Genomic DNA, 21,038 nt, shown 5'->3' on the forward strand with positions numbered 1-21,038 from the left:
AAAGGGGTGCATGCACCCCTTATTTTATTTAAATGTACTTACTCATTCTGGTTATATAAAGCGAAGAGGAGAGGAAGCACCACATCTCTATATCGTATGCCGTATAAAGTGTGCAAGACATTATGAATGCACAGGAAATCGTTACAAGGGCTATTCGTTTATTCATGCTTCTCATAAGTATATATAATGAAGCAAAGAATCCTGAGTATAAAAATAGGCCGATAAAACCCAAATCTAAAAATGTGTTTAGATACAGATTGTGAACGTTTGGCTCTCCATTATAATAAACGCTATATTCAGTAAGAAACTGCCTGGCTGAAAGAATGCCATTTCCCATCATGCCTATCACATCGATGTTGCTCAAAACAGCAACCCAGTACAAAATCCTTATAGCCATACCATCGGAACGCTGACCAGAAATAACAGAATCTATCCTTAGATATTCAATTATATATGGAGAAGCGGCAGCAAGAAAAAAACCAAAAATAACCACGGTAATTATTTTTAAAGCAAAGCCTTTTTTTATTGCGAATTTATAAATTATAAACGCCGCAAGAAGGAACGCCACAGGTGTTCTTGACATGCTTAATGCACCAGACAGAAACGACAATGCAAGCATTCTGTTAGTATTTTTCTTTTTAAGAATGGAACTGGAAACGTACTGCAGAAGACCAAACAACGCCACTTTAGCTCCAAACATATTCTTATCATCACCACCAAAATAAGAGTGATTATTTGTAAACAACTTACTTGCATCATATGAATTCGAAGCAAAAATAAAGTTCCAGCCAGACTGTACATGTAATATTACAACCTGAGCAAGAGATAAAATAACAATTACTGTAAGGTACTTATTCAATACAGAAAGCATCTCCCTGGACTTTGATGTATCATAATGGAAAATTGAGCATGATATTATCAATATACTGCTTATTGAAAGCTTGGTTATAGCTGTGACTATGTCTGGATTAATGTCTGTATATATCAGTGAATAATAACAATAAAAAACAAATGCAAAAATAAATACGCAGAATGCGTAAATTTTTTTCTCCATACGAAACAACATGAATAAAGAAGCAAGAAGAAATAAGAAAGGATATATTTTTATAGGCAAAAATACAGAAAGTATTGAAATGCCGAATAGGTGCGATATTAAACTTTCTTTTTTTATATAGAGATGAGCATGTGATGTATTTTCAGCTTGCATTTTGTCCCTTTTCCATGACGGGAGTCACACCTTATGATCTATGCCAAGGTCAACACGTATACTTACATTTATACGAAATCTTATCACTTTATGGAGAAAAGTTGGCGAAATTTATTTTTGTAAAGCCATTAAAAAAAATATTCAGTATCGCATTGATTTATAATGTTTTTATAAAATTCATATACTCTACCTGATAAGATGCGACCAATTGCAATACTGTATGCATAAACAGTGTTATTGATTGAGGTGCACATCATGCCAAGAAGAGCAGACATTCACGCCGCTTTTGTGGCCGCCGTTCAGCGAAATCCAAAGGGTTACAAATACCTCAAGACGGAAGACTTCATTCGTGAGCTTGGCGCTCGCCACTGGCATTTCGGACAGGACGAGGCCAATGCCTGGATCGCCCGCTATCAACCTGACTTTGCCGACAAGACCACAACTGAAAGCGAGAACAGATACTGGATCCTTCGTGGAATGGGGATGGTGCGCTAATGGCTTTCCCATCTCCGGCATCTGATTACACCGAGCGCGTACTGACGCCTGAAGCAATCTGCGGTATCGGCATAGACAGCCGAATCCTTGAAACCGGAACGGGATTCGCGGTGATTGAGCCAGTCTCCGGCAAAGCTGATGGTGATGTGCTGCTAATTCTCTGCGGTGGGTATACGCAGTTCGCAAAGCTCATGGGCGGATCGCTTATCACTGATGAAGGTGAAGCGATAGAGGGTGAGGCTCTGGAAGAGGTTGAAGTGCTGGGCCGGGTGACGTTCTTCATTAACCAGGCAACGGATGATGACAGCCCGGTGATGTGAGACAGATTTGGGACATAGAAAGCTTTGCATCGGTTTGCAGGGCTTTGTATGTTTTTCGAAGATGGGACGTGTGAGCGTCGGAGTGCTGGGGTAAGTTGTTGTTAGCTCAGGTAGTTCCAAGAACTTCTAAGCCGTAGGTCACAGGTTCGAACCCTGTAGGGCGTACCATCCTTCCTTCTACTTACGTCTCCATAAGTCTACACAACCCAGACTTCACGCTGTTTATCAGCAATCTATAGTCTACCGTCGTCTATTAACATATCTTGAAATCTACCGTTATGTGTGGGGACATTTGGGGGGATTCTGTTCAATGAAATGAGATACCCCCAGAATGAAGTTCACCGCACGTCAGATAAGCACAGCTAAACCTCAGGACAAACCCTATTAACTCTCTGACGGGGCGGAATAGCCAAATGGTTCTCGATACTGGCGACTCGAATATCGTTATGCAGGTAAAGAGAAGTTGCTGGCTCTTGGCGTATACCCTGATGTCACCCTAGCTGATGCGCGCAATAAACGTAATGAGGCAAAACGTGTCATCGCGGCTGGCAGCGATCCGTCTGATGTGAAACAGGCCATTAAAAACGCCTGGACCGTTGTTATGCAGAACAATGTTGAGCCGATTGCGAACACTGTGGAGATCATGACCGCGCCTTGACTTAATAACATTGTTGGCCACCAAGCCGTTTCTTTTCAGCTAATTCAGAGCGTATATTTAATTTTTAGCCTGAGAGAGTTGTAAGAGCATGGACATTCTGATTCGTGAAGTAAACGAAGATGACTATAACGACTGGCTTGTGTTGTGGGATGCCTATAACAGCATCGGTGGCAGCAAAGTAAGCAACGAAGTAACAACGCATACCTGGAACCGTATAAATGATCCGAATTCTCCTGTGCTCTGTCGCGTTGCTGAGTTGAATAATCAGATCGTCGGATTCTTACTCTGTGTGCTGCATGAAGGCACATTTGTCATCACGCCGGTATGTTATCTCGAAGATTTTTTTGTTCACGAATCTTTGCGTGGCGGAGGGATCGGGCGAGCAATGTTGCAGTGTCTGCATGATGAAGCTGTCATTAAAGGCTGGTCAAAAGTTTACTGGTTTACCCGTACAAATAACGCCGCGCGCAAACTTTACGACAAAGTGGCAACTACCGATGACTTTGTCCGGTACAGAATGGCTTTATAGAATCATTTTTTACTCCTCATTCACCACAAGATTTTCGAAGACCGCCGACTGGCGGTCTTTTTTATTTCAGGTTCCGGCCAATCAACTCCCGATGGCTTTGTTGTTAAATGCAGCCCGAGTGACCCTGACCCAAAATCCTGCGCCATTCAGAAACAGAATACCGGCATGATCTACACTCCCGGAACGGAGGTGGTGCCGATGAAAAATCATGATTCACCGAAGAGCAGATTGTTTTTGCCCTGTATCTGCCTCATGCGGTATTGGTGGGAAAAAAACGTAATGGGTGCGTTTCTCGTTTCTGTGTAACGCCACACACTGGCCGCTGCCAACAGATTTACCGATATAAGCCCGCGGCATTGCTGCTATGCAAGCCGTTTCCTTTATTCCTGTGTGGATGAGTGCGCCCAAATTCTTTTACATGCCTGATTCCAGGCAAGCAGGGAATGAGTGGAGTATGTCTGATTGGGGTTATTCCTGATCGGCGTGGGCACTTATCCGCACGCATTCGCCAGGTATTGCATTATCAGCACATTTGCCCGGCAGACCGTAGCGCACTATCGTGATACTGGTTTCACCGCCGCGCCTTACCTGACGCTTTTCGTACACCGTTACAATAAGAACGAGTATGCAAGATTAAAGTAATAAATCGGGAAGGTTAATGCAGTTCAACGCACAAAAAACGCACAAACCAATTTTTTTTGGGTATGTTGCAAGCTGATTTTTTATTATTTAAATACAAGTGGTTATTTTGAAATATTGAACCCTGTAGGTTGCAATTATCTATCGTCTCTCACTGTCTTGTCTGGCAATTTGAACAGGCTTATTCACAGGCGGCGTAAAACTCATCTTTGCTGTATCCGTACCATCCCGAGCATTTTTGGGCTGTTTTCGGCACTTTTACTGTGGCCTTTTTATTCGTCCCCTTGTACCGGCAAACAAGAAATATGGAGGTGTTATGCGCTCTTGCATAATCCTGTGAATCCTTGAGGGTCCATGTCATTTCTTCATCCGTATCCGGTAATAATGATGCCCTTTCTTCTGGCGGCCCGACGAAAACGTCAATCAAATTCATGGGGTAGGTTTTATTGCTGTCTTTTACAAAAGCCGGGCAGTTTACTTTTTCGGCAAAAGCAGTGCTGGAAAAAAACAGTGCCACGCTACTTAAAAAGAGCGCCTTACTCCACGACATAGTCATTTCCTCCGATGTTTTCGGGCATGGTTGCTGAGTAAATCGAATGGTTCGCTGGCCGGGGGGATGACTTTCTCGCCTCGGCTATCGATATTTTATCCCATCCAATGGTCTGGAACCTGGCTCCCCTGTGCAACTAGTCCTGGGTAAATAGCTGGGTGGGGCCTGCCATCGGTATAATTCCCCTATCGACCAACGAGATCAAGAAGAGGTGTCTGGTCGGTGCGGTGGGGGCATCAGCAAGTAACAACCGATCGGTGACAGCCCGACCGGTGTTTCCAGAACACTTTATGGGATTAAGCTATAGCAGTTTTGTCCTGGCTGAAGATCTTACTGCAGTGGGGACACATAAGGGCAGCGCCTTTCTGGACGCGGGTGAAACTATGTTCTGACTGCTTAGCGCAGTGAGGGCAAGTGCATTGGGTAAGGTAGTTGCGATTGTTTTTTGAGTCTTTGCGTTGTGGCATAGATTGTTTCCTGATGAATGGGCTGCAACCATACACCATCCTTATGCATATAGCCCGTATCTTTAAAGGCTGGGGGCTGATTTTCCAGCCTTTTAACGCATTAAATCATTCAGCTAAATCTTTATCGGGGGCGCCCCTTAAAGACTGAATATCAATTTCAGCGTCGCTCGTTTCAAGCAACTGCGTCAACTGAATCAGGTTGTTAAACTCATTCATCAGAAGTTCTCCGTCAGATTTCAGTGGGATATCAGTCGCATCAAGCGCTGCGTTAATCGCTTTTTTTACATTATCCAGCATTTCATTCATGCCGCCGTTTTTGCCAAGCGTCAGCAACAACGCGCCGATTAACAAAGACTGCGCCTCTACCCTGGCTGCAAGTAGCTTGGCTTCTGCATCCATTTTAGAGATTTTTGCAATAACACCGAGTATTAAATTTTTCATAAAAGCCCCTGTTTTTGCCATACTACCCCTGAATATATTATGGCTGAGATTTTACTCATGGAAGCTGAAACGCATCTATGAGTACGGGCAACATATCCGCATTAGACTGAACCGGTATTTCACGAAAATCATGCACGCCCGAAAACGTGACAGGAAAGAGGTACAACGTACCGGTTAACGGTAGTGGACTTATTGTTATCGACACACCGCCGTTGCGTCTGACAATGGGTAACGGAGGGGACGCTTTCGTTTGTTTACCTTTGCCCCGATTGTGTACTGCTTTATTCCTCAATAACCAACCGGATTGTGCTCCCCACGGTGAGCGCCTGCAGCCAGGTACACAGTTCTGTGGGATCGTAACCGGCTTTAAAAGTAGCCCCGGTGTGTTGAATGCCTGTGACTTGCGCTGCGCTGTCAGTCAGCGTAACCGTAACGCTTTTATTACTCAGCACGATGCTCGCTATTGCCGCAGTAAGTTCGTATTCAGTGGCGTCGCTTTGAAAACCGATGCATTTATCCACCGGTTCATCCTCTTCATCAAAACGGCTGATAATAAAAAAATGTTCAGGTTCTTCATCGTCATCGCCCACACCCAGGATATAAACATCGTCCTCTTCGGTGTAATGGATACGGGTTGCGGTAAACGCGGCGTTCGCTGACATAGTCATTTCTCCCTGCTGTACCACGGCGGAGTATAGGTCGTACGGGGAGGAAATGTCTCATTCGATTTCCCTCGGCCCCGGTGGCTTGTGTATGCTGGGTGACAGATCAGGCGTAATTAAGGAGCGATCAATGTTAGAAGGGTATTTCGATCTTGATGGGGCAACGGGTGAGGATGCTGTCGAAAATCGTAAGCGCTTGCTGGCCGTACAGGCCGCGCTGGAGATTTCCAAAGCTTGTGTTTCTGCTACCACGGCTAACAGCGGTATCCGAAGCCAGATGGATCTGCGCAATGTCGCGCAGGAAGTCGCCACGCTGGCGGATGCGATTCAGGACGCGCTGGAAGCAAACGCATAGCACGTAAGGGAAGAAGGGGGCGGAGCTTTTCCGCCGCCTGCATCAATGAATTCATTACATCTGCCGGGATAGCTTTTAACACGGCTGACGGTTCCTGACTTTTTATTCGTAAATATGTTGCCTGGATCAAACGGATGAAAGGTACACCTTATGCGTGGAAAGACGTTAGCAACAGGCTGGTTTTTTCTGTTTCTGTCTCTGGCTTCGGTCGCCAGTGTGCCGCAACCCGCGCCAATATCTCATCAATCAGGCTCGTTCTTTCATCACTCCGCAGGGGCGGGCGATACGGCTGAAAACCCGGATGACCATGTTCAGGAGTCGATTGAGCGCTACGCGTTACGGCGCAAGGGTTAAAGCCATCATGGCCAGAATAGCGTTGATGAACATTAAGAAAACCTTAATTTTTATTTAATGTAACTAATATTTTCGTGATATTAATTACATATATAATGTCTACGAAATATATCTGGAAAAGTTTCATTTAGGATGTATATTTGAGAATTACCCTGGGCTGAAAATACAATAAGTTATCCTGATATAATGACACATGAAATTTTTATTGAAAAAGAACTGATCTCATTGGCGTTATCGCTGATGAATGACGGGGCACAGGCATTATTATTAACAGAAAATAATAATCAATCTCAACAAATCCCTTTTACAACAGATTGGTTCGCAAGCCAGACAAACCGTATGCATGCCCGCCATTTTTGCGTGACCTGGCAATTATTAAACGATACCGGGCATACAAGTGAAACAAAGAGCATTCTAGAGGCTTATCGCCAGTATACTGAAGATTGTCTGTGCGAACTCGCTGTTCCCCCCGCCTTAACATTGCTGCAGGCATGGGCGCTGGTACAGGCCTGTGAAGCGTGCTCGCAGCATACAGGCGAATGCGCGCCAGCGAACTGTTTCGGTAGCCACAGTGAGGCGTCTGAACTGGAGTCATGGGTGTACGCGTTCTGTGTGGGCACTGTACACGACATCCCCTCTGAAAATCTTAAATATCAATGTAATAGGCGTTTTACCTGCTAACCCTGCCCCGGCCCGGGCTCCTCCGGGCGGGTTTAAAGCTGCGATCTCCTGCTTTTTTTGTTACCCTGGCATCGTTCAATAAGCATGGAGAGAGCATGATGCCTGCAAATAATCCTGAGCGAAAAATAAAGGGTATTGTGGAGCAGTTAGACAACGCTGTTGCACGACGTATTGAATATCTGGAGTTGCATAAGAAAAGGCTCAATCAGGATATTGCATTGATCGAAAGTTATGACTATTTGCACGAAGATGCGTTAATTTTCGAAGCATTATCGGAGGTGCGCGATAATCTTGACGCTGCAACGGCGGAATATTATCGGATAAAAGCCCGGGCTGGTTTTTTAGGTTTGAAATCACCGCTGAAGTTATATAAAGCTTCGCGGCGTTATGCCGAGGCGGAAAAATATTATCAACAAAAAAATGATGCGCTGCATGAGGCGCAGCCGATAGCCGAACGTCAACTGAAAATAAATGAACATACCCACTGGGTCGACAAAGAAAAAAGTCGGCTGCCTGTGCTTAAAAGAGAGCAGGATGAATGCCTGACGGAACTGGCTCTGGCCAGAACTTTTCAACGTAACGCAACAGATGCCTGTCGGGCTGCAGAAGGGACGGGGTGGCTGGCCCACGATTTTATGGGCTATTTCCTGGCGATAGTAGAGGCGGTGAATGAGGACGATTATCGGAAGGCCTGCCAGCTTTTGCCGATGCTGCGTTTTCAAAAAAAGCCGACGCCGGAGCAGTATCTGGTTTGGGCAAAGGAGGCCAATTTACTCAGGGAGCAGGCGTTTAAACAACAAAGCGGCATGCCTGCAACCAGCGCGTACCGGGAGATCGCAGCGCACTCCATTCAGCTTGCAAAAAATACCCTTCGGCAAAGCCCGCCAGGCTATCTCAATGTTGCCGAGCAGTGGCAATTTCTCTCTTACCTGACGATAGTTCCGCAAAAATTCCATGTCGATGCGCATTGGGCCATTTATTGGGCCATGTTTCAGTGCGGCCAGTCGCTCGCGAATGTCATTACCCATACCGATCAAAATGAAGATACCTACACTGGCGAGCTCCGTGCGCTGGTTAATCACTGGCTGGCCCGTTGGGCTAATGAACGCATTGCCAAATTTGGTTATCCGCAGAGCCGTTCTTTTTTCGGCACGCTGATGACCGCCGGAACGAAAGAAGAGACGCGCACCGGGGCAGATATCGGTCTGATTGTGGATCTGAATATAGGCGGCATGGTATGCCGCAAAGCGGCGTTATTTCAGGCTAAGAAAACCCGCGCCGGCAGAGCGGATATCGGCAGTCATTCCGATCAACTGGCGAAATTAACATTGGCTCCGGCGATGGGGTATTACCTTTTTTATCATCAGTACGATTATCCGTTAAGTGCGCCTGCGCCAACCGTCTGTTCTGCGGCGGAACTGCGCATGGCAATTGAAGCCAGCGGCAGAGACATTCACGCCAGCAGACTGGGGATGGATGTGAAAAGTGTGGGGTGGGACTGGGCCAGCTTTGTTTCGTTTGGTCTTTGCGAGGCAGATTCCGGTATCGGCGTGCCGTTTACCACGGCGCAGGAGGCCCTTACGCTACTTGGTGGCGGAAGCGCAGGGCTATTGCCGAAAAATTTACTGCTGATATCTGTTTCTGGTGATGAAATGGTTGAGGAATTAATACAGGCGTTGAGAAACGACTATCACCTCGCCAAAGATCAGTTGAAGCAAAAAGGGCATGCGCGTAGCGGGCCGCAGTTAAGTTTGTAATCGCTGCCGTTGCTGCTCAGGGTCCATGATTATCATCACAGTTCCCGTCCTGGGGGGTTGTGAGCCGGAGGATGATTCGTTATAAGAACGCCTTAGGGACGTCATCGGACAAAACTGAGCGAAACCTGATTCCACTGTAGCCGGACGCGGCTGCAGTGGAGTCAGGTTTTTTTTTGCCTTTTTTTCGTACCTTGCTGCATCGGGGATAACATCAGCACCACACAGTGAGATAGCTGGCATGAAAGTAGAAAAAATACTCAGCAATAACGCTGTCCTGCTCACGAAAGACAAACAAGAGATCGTGGCCATTGGACGGGGAATTGGTTTTGGCAGAAAGCCGGGCGATAGGGTGGATGAGAGCCAAATTGAGAGCCAGTTTGTCAAAAAATCAGCCGGGCTGGCGGATGTCTTCGCGCAGTTACTTGCGGAAATCCCGCCACCGCAGCTGGCGGTCAGCCAGCAGATTATCGCGTTGGCGCAGCAGCGTCTGGCGATCACCGTGCAGGATACACTGTTCCTGGCGCTGAGCGATCATATTAACTTTGCCCTCCAGCGGCAGGCAAACGGCCTGACCATCAAAAATTTTCTGCTGTGGGATATCAAACGTTTCTATGCAGCGGAATTTGCCGTTGGGCTGGAAGCGCTGGCGCTAATAAAGGAGAAACTGGCCGTCAGCCTGCCGGAGGATGAAGCCGGATTTATTGCGCTACACCTGGCGAACGCGAAAAACAACAGCGATATGCACGATACGATGCAAAGCGCCACCATCATTAAAGATGTGCTGACGATCCTGAAATATGATCTGCACGTCACTTTTGACGAAGACTCTCTGGATTATCAGCGCCTTATTACCCACCTGAAGTTCTTTGCGCTGCGGCTGTTGCAACGCGATACCGTCTCTCACGGCGACGATACGATCTACCAAGGTATCACCGGGATGATGCCTGCCGCCTGGGCGTGTGCAATGAAAATCCATGATTATGTTGATAAAAATTATGGCTGCCAGCTCACCACGGACGAAATCATGTTCTTAACCATCCACATCAATCGCCTGAGCGGCGGCTAAGTGTATTGCGCGTTGCCATTCTGCTGGCTCTGTCAGGGCCAATATTGGCGTTTCAGGCTGATGCTGCGCATTTTTTCTGGTCTGCCGGGGCATCACGGGCAGGCTGCTGATGATAAAGGAGAGACTAACAATGCAAACGACATTTCCTGAGGGTTTTCTGTGGGGCGGTTCGGTTGCCGCAAATCAAGTAGAAGGCGCCTGGAATGAAGGAGGAAAAGGAGTTTCAACCTCCGATCTGCAACCCGCCGGGATCCATGGCGACGTCGTGGAACGTGATGGCGTCAATACCAATATCAAAGATCTGGCGATCGATTTTTACCATCGCTATCCGGAAGATGTGAAGTTGTTTGCCGAGATGGGCTTTAAAGTGCTCCGCACTTCGATTGCCTGGACGCGGATTTACCCTGAAGGAGACGAAACTCAGCCGAATGAAGAAGGGTTGGCCTTTTACGATCGGCTGTTTGATGAGATGGCACGTTACGGTATTCAGCCGTTGATTACCTTGTCGCATTATGAAATGCCTTACGGACTCGTTAAAAAATACGATGGCTGGGGCGGCCGCGAAGTGATTGACCTCTTTGAACGTTATGCGCGAACCGTCTTTACCCGCTATCGCGACAAGGTGAAATACTGGCTGACCTTTAACGAGATCAATATGGCGTTGCATGCGCCGTTTACTGGCGTTGGTCTGGCAGGTAAAAGAGATCAGCAAGACATTTATCAGGCTATACACCATCAACTCGTTGCCAGCGCCCGGGCGGTAAAAGCCTGCCATGAAATCATTGCCGATGCGAAAATTGGCAGTATGTTACTGGGCGGCATCCGCTACCCCATAACGTGTAAACCAGAAGATGTGTTAAAGGCGCAGCGCGTCAATCGCGACTGGTTGTTTTTTGGAGATGTGCAGGCGAGAGGAGCCTATCCGGCCTGGATTAAGCGCTTTTTCCGCGAAAACGGCATCAATCTGCATATTACCGCGCAGGATAAAGTGGATTTAACCGAAACCGTCGATTTTATCTCCTTTAGCTACTACATGAGCGGCTGTGCGGCAGCACAACCGGAGCTGTACCAAAGCTCGCGCACCAACATCATGCGGATGATCCCTAACCCACATCTGGAGAGTTCGGAGTGGGGGTGGCAAATTGATCCACAGGGGCTGCGATTCCTGCTGAATGAGCTCTACGATCGTTACCAGAAGCCGCTGTTTATTGTGGAAAATGGACTCGGTGCGAAAGACGTTCCGGCGGCAGATGGCACGATCAATGATGATTACCGTATTCAGTATTTGCAGGCGCATTTGCTGCAGGTCAGAGAAGCGATTGAAGATGGCGTGGAACTGCTCGGTTATACCAGTTGGGGGCCGATCGACCTGGTCAGCGCCGGGACAGCGCAAATGTCAAAGCGTTATGGTTTTATCTATGTCGATCGTGATGATGCAGGCAACGGTACGCTGGCGCGACGCCGCAAGAAGAGCTTCTTTTGGTACCGGGATGTGATCAGCAGCAATGGGGCGACGCTAAACAATGCGTTCTGATGCCAGGGGCGTTTAGCAAAGAGGGTCATGAGGCTAATCAAACCCTGCGGGGGAATTGCCCCCGCAGGGTTCTGTCATCAGACTACTGGCAGTCCATCGCCAGTATCCTGTTACCTCCACGCGTCAGGGCATCACGATCACAATCGCCCGGCGGTAGGCAAACAAGGACGGTGTACCGTCGTCCTGCGCCTGCAAAATGAGGTGGAACGGTGTGGCGGTTTTCACTGCTGGCGCCGTAAAACTGACTTCGGTTGTTTCACTGTGTTCAAGCTTCAGTTCTGGCGCAAAGTGAATACCCATGGTTGTTGCCGTTGGTTCTTTGTATTGCCACCAGCGGTAGCGCAGGCGGTCATTATCCGGATCGCGGGAGCCTTGCGCCGACAAATTCACCTTCTCACCTGCCTTCACGTGTAGCGTGACAATCTCCGTGCCGGGCTTGCCATTAAGCACCAGTTGCGGATTGTGGTTGGCCTGTTTGGCATCGCTGTTCACGCTCCAGTCCATACGGGCGGCAAAATCGTTCTGGTACGCTTCGCGCCAGCGCCAGATAGTTGCCGGGGCAGTACGGTAATTGTTACCGTCCACACCAGTTACCGTGTCGGATGTGCTGGTCCGCAGTCCACTGCGGCTGTCCGGGTTCACGGCGGCATAACGTCCTCCCCATCCTCCGAATTCCGGATGTTCAGGCGCATTCAGCCCGTTTTGCAGCAAATAGAGAAACGAGGGGGTATCTCCTTCCATTGTGTATTCAATGGCGGGATAAACCGCACCGAGTGGGCCTTTGCTGCGGATATTCTTCGTCAGCCAGTCGTTATTCACCTGGCGCATATCGCTGCCGGCAGCATAGCTTGAAGACATGCCTATCCAGGTGGCAATAAAATAGTCGTTCCACGCATGAATACTGGTGATATAGCGCAGGTCCGGGAACTGAGCGCGGATCCACTCCCCGGTATTGTCCTGATCGGAAATGGCATACACACGGATCTTTTTGACAAAAGCCGCCACGTCTTCAGGCGAGCGGGTGGCGCGTACGTCATACAGCGCTTGCGCCAGATCGACAGCACCGCCCCAGACGTCGATCCACAATGGCCGGGAGTCCTGCTTATCTACCGACTGAATAATCAGCTTTGAGGCTGGCGTAGATTTGCCCGCCCCCACGTACTCCATGCCGTAACCGGCTCTGCCCGCCCGCACAACATTTCGCAGGGCATCTGCGCTCGGGTAACCTTCCGCATGTTTACGTAAATTGGGTAGCGCGCGTTCATAGGCATCAATGCGCTGATACATCATCTGCGGGTTCACTTTATCGCGTAGCCATGTCGACGTGGTGGCAATCAGCCCTTCAACATCAAACTCATTGCTGTAAACAAGGAAACGCACCAGCGATTGTGAGTCGTCTGGTTCGTTGCCGATGTCCGATAAAATCAGGATCCGCGTTTTTTCTGCGACACTCTGCTGCGGGGCAGCCAGCGCGTTTACACTGGTGATTGTTAGCGCACACGCCAGCAACGTGCTGAAGACTTTGTTAAAAGTGGCCATGAGGTATTCCCTGTTTGCCGAATGCCAAAAACAAAAAAACCTGCTTTCCGTTGCCGATAAAAGCAACGAAAAGCAGGTTTCGCCAAAAAAAGTTCTGTTACGCCCTGAGGGCTTGGTTATAGAAAGCGTCGACGCGTCAGGCAATGGATAAAATTGATAAATGTGATGAATGTTCTGTATTTACCGCCTATTTAAAATGCGGAAGGATTTTTTTTAGTGACAATTTTCACAAAACAGGCGGTTGCGGTAGTAATTCTTAAACGGGCTTGTTAGAAAGAGAACGTTCGTCAGGACGTCACCAGAGAAATCTGGGCGAGACCTGGATAAAGCAGTGTGATTTTTCACACTATTTTATCCAGGTTTTTTTTTGCTTTTTTTCCAGCTGGCCAGCGGATACAGGCAACGGGCGCATATGAACTGGCAATTACTGTCGTTTGTGAAACGGGAAGTCTCATTATGAATAGCAAAGTTCTGGCAGAAAATATTCTGCCGCTGGTGGGTGGAGAGGGCAACGTTGCGACGCTGGTGCATTGTGCCACGCGGCTGCGTTTTAAAATCATTGACCACAGCAAAGTCCGTCTGGCGGAGCTCGAAGCGCTGGATGGCGTGATTACTGTGGTGAATGGTTCCGGGCAGTTACAGGTGGTGATTGGCAACCGGGTACCAGAAGTTTTTCGCGCGTTCGGTGCCATCTCCGGGTTGCTAGACGATGACAAAGCAAAAAAAGATCAGCCTGAAGCGGGGAATAGCGCCTCGATTCTCGGACGTTTGATTGATCTTGTCGCGGGTATTTTTACGCCATTACTCGGAGCGATGGCGGCTGCCGGGGTATTAAAAGGCGCGCTGGCGATTGTGCTGGCCGCAGGCTGGATGAGCAACAAAGAGAGTACCTATATTATTTTGCATGCGGCGTCAGACAGCTTGTTCTATTTTCTGCCGCTGCTGTTGGCCATTACCTCGGCGCGAAAATTTGAAACCAATATTTTTGTCGCCGTCTCGGTGGCTGGCGCGTTAATTTATCCCAGCATTCAGGGGCTATTCGACGGCGGTCAGGCTGTAACGTTTTTTGGCCTGCCCGTAATAATGATGAAATATACCGGTACGGTGATCCCGATTATTTTCAGCGTTTGGCTGATGTCGATAATCGAACGTTTCCTCAATCGCCATATCCATGAAAGCGTGCGCAATATTCTGACTCCGTTTTTCCTGCTCACGGTGATGGTGCCGTTGACGCTGATGACCATTGGCCCGGTAGGGATTGCGATCAGTCAGTTTGTCGCCTCGTTATTTGTATCGATTTATGGCTTTAACCCCATTATTGCCAGCGCGTTAATGGCGGCGGCCTGGCAGATATTGGTCATTTTTGGTGTCCACTGGGGCTTCGTTACCGTTTTTATTAACGATATTTCGGTCATGGGGCACAGTTTTTTGAAAGCGGCGTCCAGCCCCTCGGTGTTTGCCCAGTCGGGCGCGTTGCTGGCAGTGATGCTGCGTACCAAAGATAAAAAGATGAAGGCACTGGCGGGAAGCTCATTTATTGCCTCGCTGTTCGGTATCACGGAGCCGGGGGTTTACGGTGTCACGCTGAAATTGAAAAAGCCCTTTATCTGCGCGGTAATTGCTGCCGCGCTCGGCGGCGCGGTGGTGGGATATGCGAAAAGTTCCGCGATCTCAATGGGGATGCCGGGTTTATTGACGCTGCCAATTTTCTACGGCGAAGGGTTTGTCGGCTTTATTATTGGCTGCGCAGTGGCATTTATTGGCAGTCTTGCGCTAACGCTGATTGTAGGTTTTGACGAACCCCATTCCCGGCCTGCTCCGGCAGTACCTGGGGGAGAACCGCCGGCGATGGCGCACAAACGTACAGCGCAGGAACAGATGTCAGCGGCTGGTGAGCAGATTGCCGCGCCGCTTTCCGGTTCATTGATCCCGCTTGCGCAAGTGGATGATAAGGTGTTTTCGGCCGGGATTGTCGGGCCGGGGTTGGCGATCGTACCGGAAGAAGGGCGGGTGTACGCCCCGGTCGACGGTTACATTGCCAGTACCTTTGCCAGCGGCCACGCGATTGGTCTCCATTCCAGCGGTGGGGCAGAAATATTAATCCACGTCGGCATTAATACCGTGCAACTGGAGGGGCAGTATTTCCAGATGCAGGTCAACGAGGGCGATACGGTTAAAAAAGGCCAGTTATTGCTCACATTCGATCTCAATGCCATCAAACAGGCAGGGTATGACACGGTGACGCCGGTGATTGTCACCAATAGCGAAGCCTGGCCCAAATTACAGATAAGCGATCAACCGTACTCCCGTGTTGGAGAGCCGGTGATGGCGCTATCGGTATAACGCTCCCTGATAACGGGAGTGGGTGTGCGACGAGCGTCGTTGTCGGCGCAATAAATTAAAAAGTTAATCAGTTAGAAAGCTACCCCCACAGGACGTTACTGATTTCATTCAGGCGAGACCTGCAACTGGCGGAATAAATATCCGTCAGTTGCGGGTCTTTTTTTTGGGGGGCCATATCGAGGGGAAATGATGAACGTAACAATGAGAGCCACAAAAACGGCGATCGCGCTGGCATTACTGTCCTGCTATAGCGCCAGCAGCAGCGCGGTAGCGCAGAAACTCACCTTAGAGCAGCGCATGGAAGCACTTGAAGCGCAACTGAGAGTGACCCAGCAGAAATTACAGGAATATGAGAATAAAGAGAAAGCCGGGCAGCGTCGTGTCGATGTCGCCCAGCCTGCGGCAATGCAGCCCGCCGTCGGCGCAGGAACGACAATCGCCGCGGCGGAAGCAGAACCGGAACTCTCTCCTGCCACGCTGAAAAAGATCAGCCATTACGTGCAGGACGATACCAGTTTTAAATATTCAGGCTATTTCCGCTCCGGCTGGGCCACCACCACGAATGGCGGGCCAAAATCATGGGCAGTGGGTTCGCTGGGACGTTTTGGTAATGAATATGATGGCTGGTACAACTTGTCGCTGAAAAAGCGGGCATGGCGCGATGGCGGCAAATCCATCTGGGCCAATGTGCAGTTTGAAGGTGATTTAGGCTTAACGCAGAGTAATGAATCCTTCGAGAAAGGGATGTCCGGCGGCGGTATGGGCAAGCTCAGCAAACTTTATGTTGAAGGCAACGGCCTGCTGCCTTTTGCGCCGGAAGCCTCGGTATGGGTGGGGAAACACACGCTGCCGCAATACGAAATTCAACTGCTGGACTGGAAAAGTAACCGCACACTCTCCGGTGCAGGTGTGGGGATAGAAAACTGGAAATTACCGGTCGGCGCGGTAAGTATGGCGCTAACGCGTAACGACATTGATAATTACAGTACTGTTTGTGCTGCGGGTTCTTCCAGCTGTAGCGACACGACGCAAGTCAATGTGAATATTGCTGAAGCGCGTTATAAAAATCTGCCCGTTACGGATGATGTCGCGCTGGAGTTGGGCGCAAAATATGCTTTTGCTAACCAAACGGATGAACAGAAAAAAGCGCAAAACGACAATGCGTATTACCAGGTTAAATCCTCCTGGCTCGCGCAGGCGATTTTACGTAATCCTTTACTTAAGGGCACAAATGAACTGACGCTGCAGCTGGCAGATAATTCACTGGCCAGCCAGTTTATGAATATTTCCAGCGCCAACCCGGATTTTGATTACAACAGCTCATATTACGGCATACACAGCGGAGGAATTGGCTGGCGGCTGGTGAATCAGGGTGAGTTTTATTTATCTGAGAAAGTCATCATGGCGCATGCGCTGGTGTATGGTCGCGGTCACGATCTTTACTCGACATTTACCGGGGCGCATACCGATTTTGAAACGGCGCGCGCCGTGATTCGTCCGTCGTGGATCTGGAGTCAAAACATGCAGACCGCGCTGGAGTTAGGCTATTTCACGCAGAAAAACAGCGTCAACAATATGACATACGACGAGTCGGGTTATAAGGTAACGCTGGCCCAGGTGTACAAAGTGGATACCAGTATTCTGAACTCACGCCCGGAAATCCGCTTTTACAGTACCTGGCTCAAAGCGCTGGAAAACGAGATTGATACACAGTCGTTTAATGATGGGAAAGATTATCAAATAAGTTTTGGCGTGCAGGCGGAAGTGGTTTTTTAAGCAAAAAAAGAGGGCGGCATCGCGCCGCCCCTTATTTTCAGAGCGCGAAATCTTCGAGCTTTTTACCTTCAGCGAGCGCTTTCGCAATCGCTTTTGGCGTGCGGCCCTGGCCTGTCCATGTTTTTACGCTGCCGTCTTCATCAGTGTACTGATATTTAGCAGGACGTGGCGCGCGGACAGATTTTGACTTCGTTGTCTGACCTTTCAGAGAGGAGAGGAGTTCAGTCGGATCAATGCCTTCATCGATTAATTTCTGACGAAATGCAGCCAGCTTGGCTTCTTTCTCTTCGAGTTCTTTGCGTAAAGAGACATCTTCTTCACGACGTTCTTCAACAACCACTGACAACTTTTCGAGCATCTCTTCGAGTGTTTCAAGAGTAACTTCACGGGCCTGAACCCTAAGCGTACGAATGTTATTAAGTGATTTAAGGGCTTCTGACATAACGTCACTCCTTGTGATGGAATTAAAAAATCTTTCCATCTAATTTTTAGTGATATCTACATAAAGATCAATACGAGAACCGCTGTTTTAGCAAATATATACCCTTGTATGCAAGCCTGTAACTTAATACAAAACTTCCTGACAGGAATTCACTCACCCGGAATAGTTGAAAAAAATGCTGACGCTGAATGATTCTACTAATCAACAAAACATCCACGTATCAGGCTGCGCGGGTAGAAATAATGCCGGGTGCAGCCATTATTTCTCAGTCAACAGACGCGTACAGCCGGTAGGGTTATTCGTGATATATCGCGTGTTTGAGTCTGGAAAAATTATTTCTGAATTCACGTGTTTTTTCTTTTCGGTTTGCATCCGCCTGCACTGCCATTTCAGCGCTGCTAAATGTTTGGTTAAATAATTCCACAATATCATGCTGAACATGTCGGCAAAGTAAGTAACTGAGGAATTTGGCGCGCGTCAGGCACTGTTGCGAATATTCCTGGTCAGTTGCCAATACCGCGCGCTCCAGCTCATATCTGAAGTCGAAAAAATCAACTCTGTTAACAATGTTTGGTGACTTTTTCTTCATAATTTTTTCGCAAAGCGATCCGTGATATTGCTCAGTGGATACGCCTGGCCGTTATAACGGTTACCAGGTTTTACCAATATTAAACTGGAATTGTTCGGCCTTATCGCCATCGTATTTTTTAAAGGGCTGCGCCCACGAAAAGACCAGTGGACCTAGTGGTGACATCCATTGCAGGGCAATACCGGCAGAAACGCGAATATGGTAAGGGTCGCTATAATCGGCCAGCCCCGCGGCTTCGGTTTGTGCCGTATTCTGCCAGGAGGTGCTCCAGACTGTACCGGCATCAACAAACAGTGAGGTGCGCAGGCTGTCGGCATATTTGTCGCTCACAAAGGGTGTCGGCACAATAAATTCGCTGTTCAACACCACCATCGCATTACCGCCTGCGGCATCAGACGAGCTTTTTAACGGGCAAGCGCTATAGCTGCTCTCTGTGCCATTGCACTGATAATAAGCCGACTTGGGACCGATAGTATTGGAAGAGAAACCCCGCACTGAGGTTGAGCCGCCCGCGTAGAAGTTGTCATAAAACGGTACTTCGTTACCGTTCAGGCCTCCGGCGTAGCCCGCACGGAGATGCTCCATCCACACCCAGTTTTTCCCTTCATTTAATGGAACATACTGAGTGGTATCAAGCGTCAGCTTGTAGTAGCTGTTATCCGAACCGGGGACGGTGACTTTTCCGGTTAAGCTGCTTTTGTTACCTGCCCGCGGGAAAAAACCGCGATCGAGATCGTTATAGCTCCAGCCCAGACTGGCGAAGACATCGTTGGCACTGTATTCCGCGCCGCTGTCGCCATCTTTGGTGACCACGTCGGGATAAATGCCACGCGAGTTGAGATAACGCCATGTCGTTAATTCCGGCTCCATATTGGTTAAATGGTTATGTACATAATCCAGGCCGACATTGAGGGAATTATTTTCGCTGATCGGGAAGCCCAGGTTGCCGCCAAGTCCATAGCTTTGCTGATTGTAGCTACCGGTATCGGCGTCTGAGGCGTCATAACTGTTGTAGAAAATCTTGCCGCCCAGGCTGATGCCGTCGACGGTATACCAGGGATCGGTTACTCCCAGTTCGATATAGGACTGATAACTGCTGCGGGTGCCGTTAAAACTGACGGTGTTGCCGGTGCCGAGCCAGTTATCCTGTGTGACGCCAAGCTGATAACTGATGCCGCTGTCCGTACCGTAACCGATACCGAAGTTAAAAGAACCGGTATTACGCTCTTTCACTTTATAGATCACATCAACCTGATCCGGCACGCCTGAAACCGGTACGGTCTGGCTATCAACGGTTTCAAAAAAGCCGGTGCGATCGAGACGCTCTTTGCCTTGTTGCACTTTTTCATCATTCAGCCATGCGCCTTCCATCTGGCGCATTTGCCGGCGCAAGACCTGGTCGCGTGTGATGTCATTCCCTTCGTAGCGAATCTGGCGCACGGAGTAGCGACGCCCGGCAGTGACATGAACATGCAGCCTGACGTTTTTCTGTTCATCGTTGATTTCAGGCTGTGTGGTGACCTGCGGCCAGGCGTAACCATATTTACCGAAGAGTTTTTTAATCTCACTCTCTACGTGTGTGATCGCCGCGCCGCTGTAGGTTTTGCCGTCCAGTGAGGCTGCCAGCGCGTCGATTTCCTGATTGTGTTGCGCCAGATCGCCCGTAACGGTGGTTGACACCACCTGGTAACGTTCACCTTCAGAAATGTTCATGGTGATATACAGCGACTTTTTATCCGGGGTCATGCTGACCTGACTGGAAAGAATAGCAAAGCGGGCAAAGCCGCGATCCAGATAATAGCTGCGCAGTGTTTCAATATCGGCTTCTAATTTTTGTTTCTGATATTTTTCATCTCCGATCAGATTCCACCACGGAACGTGATCGCGCAGTTGTAATTGATTAAGCAACGTCTCATCACTAAAGGCGTGGTTACCAATAATATTGATCTGAGCGATCCTGGCAGAAATACCTTCCTCGAAAACAAATTTTAAATCGACGCGGTTACGGGGCAGTGGTGTCACAACAGCATGCACCTGAGCACTGTATTTCCCTACGCTGTAATAAAAATCTTGCAGTGCTTTTTCTATATTTGCCAGGTTATTGCGATCGAGCGATCCCCCTTCATCAATGCCACTGGCGTTGAGGTTCTGTTTCAGTAATTCATCTTTAATCGATTTATTACCTGAAAAACTGATTTTGGCGATAGTGGGACGCTCAGTCACCTTTACCATTAGCGTTTTGCCATCACGCAGGATTTGCACATTCTCAAAGTTACCGCTGGCGTAAAGCGCACGCACGGATTCACTGATATCGTCATTGGTCACCTCTTCACCTGCTCTGACCGGCATGCTAAGTAAGGCTGCGCCTACGGTAACGCGTTGCAACCCGTCGAAGCGGATATCATCTATCCGGTAAGTGGTGGCTGCGTGAAGGGCAAAGGGGGAAAGGAATAAGCCAGCGATAAAATTACGTTTTTTAAACATGAATGTTTCGTCTAAGAGAAATATGACATAAAGAGCCTGCCGAAGTTAACTCTGGGTGATCCCTGAACCACGATCAAATTTACCCAAAACACCCCGAATAAAAACGCAGAATCACATTTAATTATGGTGAAACAATGGAGAAAGGATGGA

Annotated in this window: 20 protein-coding genes and 1 pseudogene; 12 read left to right on the forward strand and 9 right to left on the reverse strand. The window is 48.7% G+C overall.

Features of this window, described 5'->3' with window-relative positions; genetic code table 11:
• Positions 1 to 28: 28 nt before the first annotated feature.
• Positions 29 to 1,207 carry an O-antigen ligase family protein gene (locus RTX30_RS14995; protein ID WP_312690956.1) on the reverse strand — a complete coding sequence of 393 codons (1,179 nt, stop codon included), beginning with the start codon at positions 1,205 to 1,207 and terminating at the stop codon, positions 29 to 31.
• Positions 1,208 to 1,462: 255 nt separating this feature from the next.
• On the opposite strand from RTX30_RS14995, the gene RTX30_RS15000 reads away from it, so the two are divergent.
• The 4 genes and pseudogenes from RTX30_RS15000 to RTX30_RS15015 all read left to right on the forward strand — a co-directional run bounded on the left by RTX30_RS15000 (position 1,463) and on the right by RTX30_RS15015 (position 3,209).
• Positions 1,463 to 1,702, forward strand: coding sequence for a hypothetical protein (locus tag RTX30_RS15000; protein ID WP_312690957.1), 240 nt, complete (start codon positions 1,463 to 1,465; stop codon positions 1,700 to 1,702).
• Complete coding sequence (locus RTX30_RS15005) at positions 1,702 to 2,022, forward strand: hypothetical protein (RefSeq protein WP_312690958.1); 321 nt, start codon at positions 1,702 to 1,704, stop codon at positions 2,020 to 2,022. The genes RTX30_RS15000 and RTX30_RS15005 overlap by 1 nt, the downstream gene beginning before the upstream one ends.
• Positions 2,023 to 2,443: 421 nt before the next feature.
• Positions 2,444 to 2,680 (forward strand): annotated as a pseudogene (locus RTX30_RS22390) (Arm DNA-binding domain-containing protein); the annotation flags it as partial.
• Positions 2,681 to 2,768: 88 nt separating this feature from the next.
• Positions 2,769 to 3,209, forward strand: a complete 441-nt coding sequence (locus tag RTX30_RS15015; protein WP_312690959.1) for a GNAT family N-acetyltransferase — start codon at positions 2,769 to 2,771, stop codon at positions 3,207 to 3,209.
• 820 nt (positions 3,210 to 4,029) lie between these two features.
• Here RTX30_RS15015 and RTX30_RS15020 read toward each other — a convergent pair.
• The 4 genes from RTX30_RS15020 to RTX30_RS15035 form a co-directional block, all read right to left on the reverse strand.
• Positions 4,030 to 4,398, reverse strand: coding sequence for an STY0301 family protein (locus RTX30_RS15020; RefSeq protein ID WP_312690960.1), 369 nt, complete (start codon positions 4,396 to 4,398; stop codon positions 4,030 to 4,032).
• 296 nt (positions 4,399 to 4,694) lie between these two features.
• On the reverse strand, positions 4,695 to 4,904 hold the full coding sequence (locus tag RTX30_RS15025) for a YnfU family zinc-binding protein (protein WP_312690961.1): 210 nt from the start codon (positions 4,902 to 4,904) through the stop codon (positions 4,695 to 4,697).
• 66 nt (positions 4,905 to 4,970) lie between these two features.
• The gene (gene iraP / locus RTX30_RS15030) at positions 4,971 to 5,306 is read right to left on the reverse strand and encodes an anti-adapter protein IraP (protein ID WP_312691034.1); all 336 of its coding nucleotides are present in this window, start codon (positions 5,304 to 5,306) and stop codon (positions 4,971 to 4,973) included.
• A gap of 281 nt (positions 5,307 to 5,587) precedes the next feature.
• The gene (locus RTX30_RS15035; protein WP_312690962.1) at positions 5,588 to 5,968 is read right to left on the reverse strand and encodes an Imm10 family immunity protein; all 381 of its coding nucleotides are present in this window, start codon (positions 5,966 to 5,968) and stop codon (positions 5,588 to 5,590) included.
• 130 nt (positions 5,969 to 6,098) lie between these two features.
• Here RTX30_RS15035 and RTX30_RS15040 point away from each other — a divergent pair, with 130 nt between their 5' ends.
• From RTX30_RS15040 to RTX30_RS15065, 6 genes are all read left to right on the forward strand, one after another.
• Positions 6,099 to 6,323 (forward strand): hypothetical protein, encoded by a 225-nt coding sequence (locus RTX30_RS15040; RefSeq protein ID WP_312690963.1) that lies wholly within the window; start codon positions 6,099 to 6,101, stop codon positions 6,321 to 6,323.
• Positions 6,324 to 6,473: 150 nt separating this feature from the next.
• Positions 6,474 to 6,677, forward strand: a complete 204-nt coding sequence (locus RTX30_RS15045; protein ID WP_312690964.1) for a hypothetical protein — start codon at positions 6,474 to 6,476, stop codon at positions 6,675 to 6,677.
• A gap of 186 nt (positions 6,678 to 6,863) precedes the next feature.
• Positions 6,864 to 7,358: a FlhC family transcriptional regulator gene (locus tag RTX30_RS15050; protein ID WP_312690965.1), complete on the forward strand. Its 495-nt coding sequence runs from the start codon at positions 6,864 to 6,866 to the stop codon at positions 7,356 to 7,358.
• Positions 7,359 to 7,453: 95 nt separating this feature from the next.
• Positions 7,454 to 9,115: a hypothetical protein gene (locus RTX30_RS15055; RefSeq protein ID WP_312690966.1), complete on the forward strand. Its 1,662-nt coding sequence runs from the start codon at positions 7,454 to 7,456 to the stop codon at positions 9,113 to 9,115.
• A 238-nt stretch (positions 9,116 to 9,353) separates the two neighbouring features.
• Positions 9,354 to 10,181, forward strand: a complete 828-nt coding sequence (licT, locus tag RTX30_RS15060) for a BglG family transcription antiterminator LicT (protein WP_312690967.1) — start codon at positions 9,354 to 9,356, stop codon at positions 10,179 to 10,181.
• 130 nt (positions 10,182 to 10,311) lie between these two features.
• Positions 10,312 to 11,715 (forward strand): 6-phospho-beta-glucosidase, encoded by a 1,404-nt coding sequence (locus tag RTX30_RS15065; RefSeq protein WP_312690968.1) that lies wholly within the window; start codon positions 10,312 to 10,314, stop codon positions 11,713 to 11,715.
• A gap of 123 nt (positions 11,716 to 11,838) precedes the next feature.
• Here the strand turns inward: RTX30_RS15065 and RTX30_RS15070 are convergent, their stop codons facing one another.
• Positions 11,839 to 13,254, reverse strand: a complete 1,416-nt coding sequence (locus RTX30_RS15070; protein WP_312690969.1) for a nucleoside hydrolase-like domain-containing protein — start codon at positions 13,252 to 13,254, stop codon at positions 11,839 to 11,841.
• Between the two features lie 456 nt (positions 13,255 to 13,710).
• Here RTX30_RS15070 and RTX30_RS15075 point away from each other — a divergent pair, with 456 nt between their 5' ends.
• Positions 13,711 to 15,597, forward strand: coding sequence for a beta-glucoside-specific PTS transporter subunit IIABC (locus RTX30_RS15075; protein ID WP_312690970.1), 1,887 nt, complete (start codon positions 13,711 to 13,713; stop codon positions 15,595 to 15,597).
• A gap of 201 nt (positions 15,598 to 15,798) precedes the next feature.
• The gene (locus RTX30_RS15080; RefSeq protein ID WP_312690971.1) at positions 15,799 to 17,373 is read left to right on the forward strand and encodes a carbohydrate porin; all 1,575 of its coding nucleotides are present in this window, start codon (positions 15,799 to 15,801) and stop codon (positions 17,371 to 17,373) included.
• Positions 17,374 to 17,410: 37 nt separating this feature from the next.
• On the opposite strand, the gene RTX30_RS15085 is transcribed toward RTX30_RS15080, so the two are convergent.
• The 3 genes from RTX30_RS15085 to bamA all read right to left on the reverse strand — a co-directional run bounded on the left by RTX30_RS15085 (position 17,411) and on the right by bamA (position 20,888).
• Positions 17,411 to 17,815 (reverse strand): H-NS family nucleoid-associated regulatory protein, encoded by a 405-nt coding sequence (locus RTX30_RS15085; protein ID WP_312690972.1) that lies wholly within the window; start codon positions 17,813 to 17,815, stop codon positions 17,411 to 17,413.
• 295 nt (positions 17,816 to 18,110) lie between these two features.
• Positions 18,111 to 18,404: a hypothetical protein gene (locus tag RTX30_RS15090; protein WP_312690973.1), complete on the reverse strand. Its 294-nt coding sequence runs from the start codon at positions 18,402 to 18,404 to the stop codon at positions 18,111 to 18,113.
• 60 nt (positions 18,405 to 18,464) lie between these two features.
• A complete protein-coding gene (bamA, locus tag RTX30_RS15095; protein ID WP_312690974.1) occupies positions 18,465 to 20,888 on the reverse strand; it encodes an outer membrane protein assembly factor BamA in 2,424 nt (807 codons plus the stop codon).
• Positions 20,889 to 21,038 lie beyond the last annotated feature (150 nt).

Origin of the sequence: Kosakonia sp. (assembly GCF_032052965.1) — a bacterium.
Taxonomy (GTDB): Bacteria; Pseudomonadota; Gammaproteobacteria; order Enterobacterales; family Enterobacteriaceae; genus Kosakonia.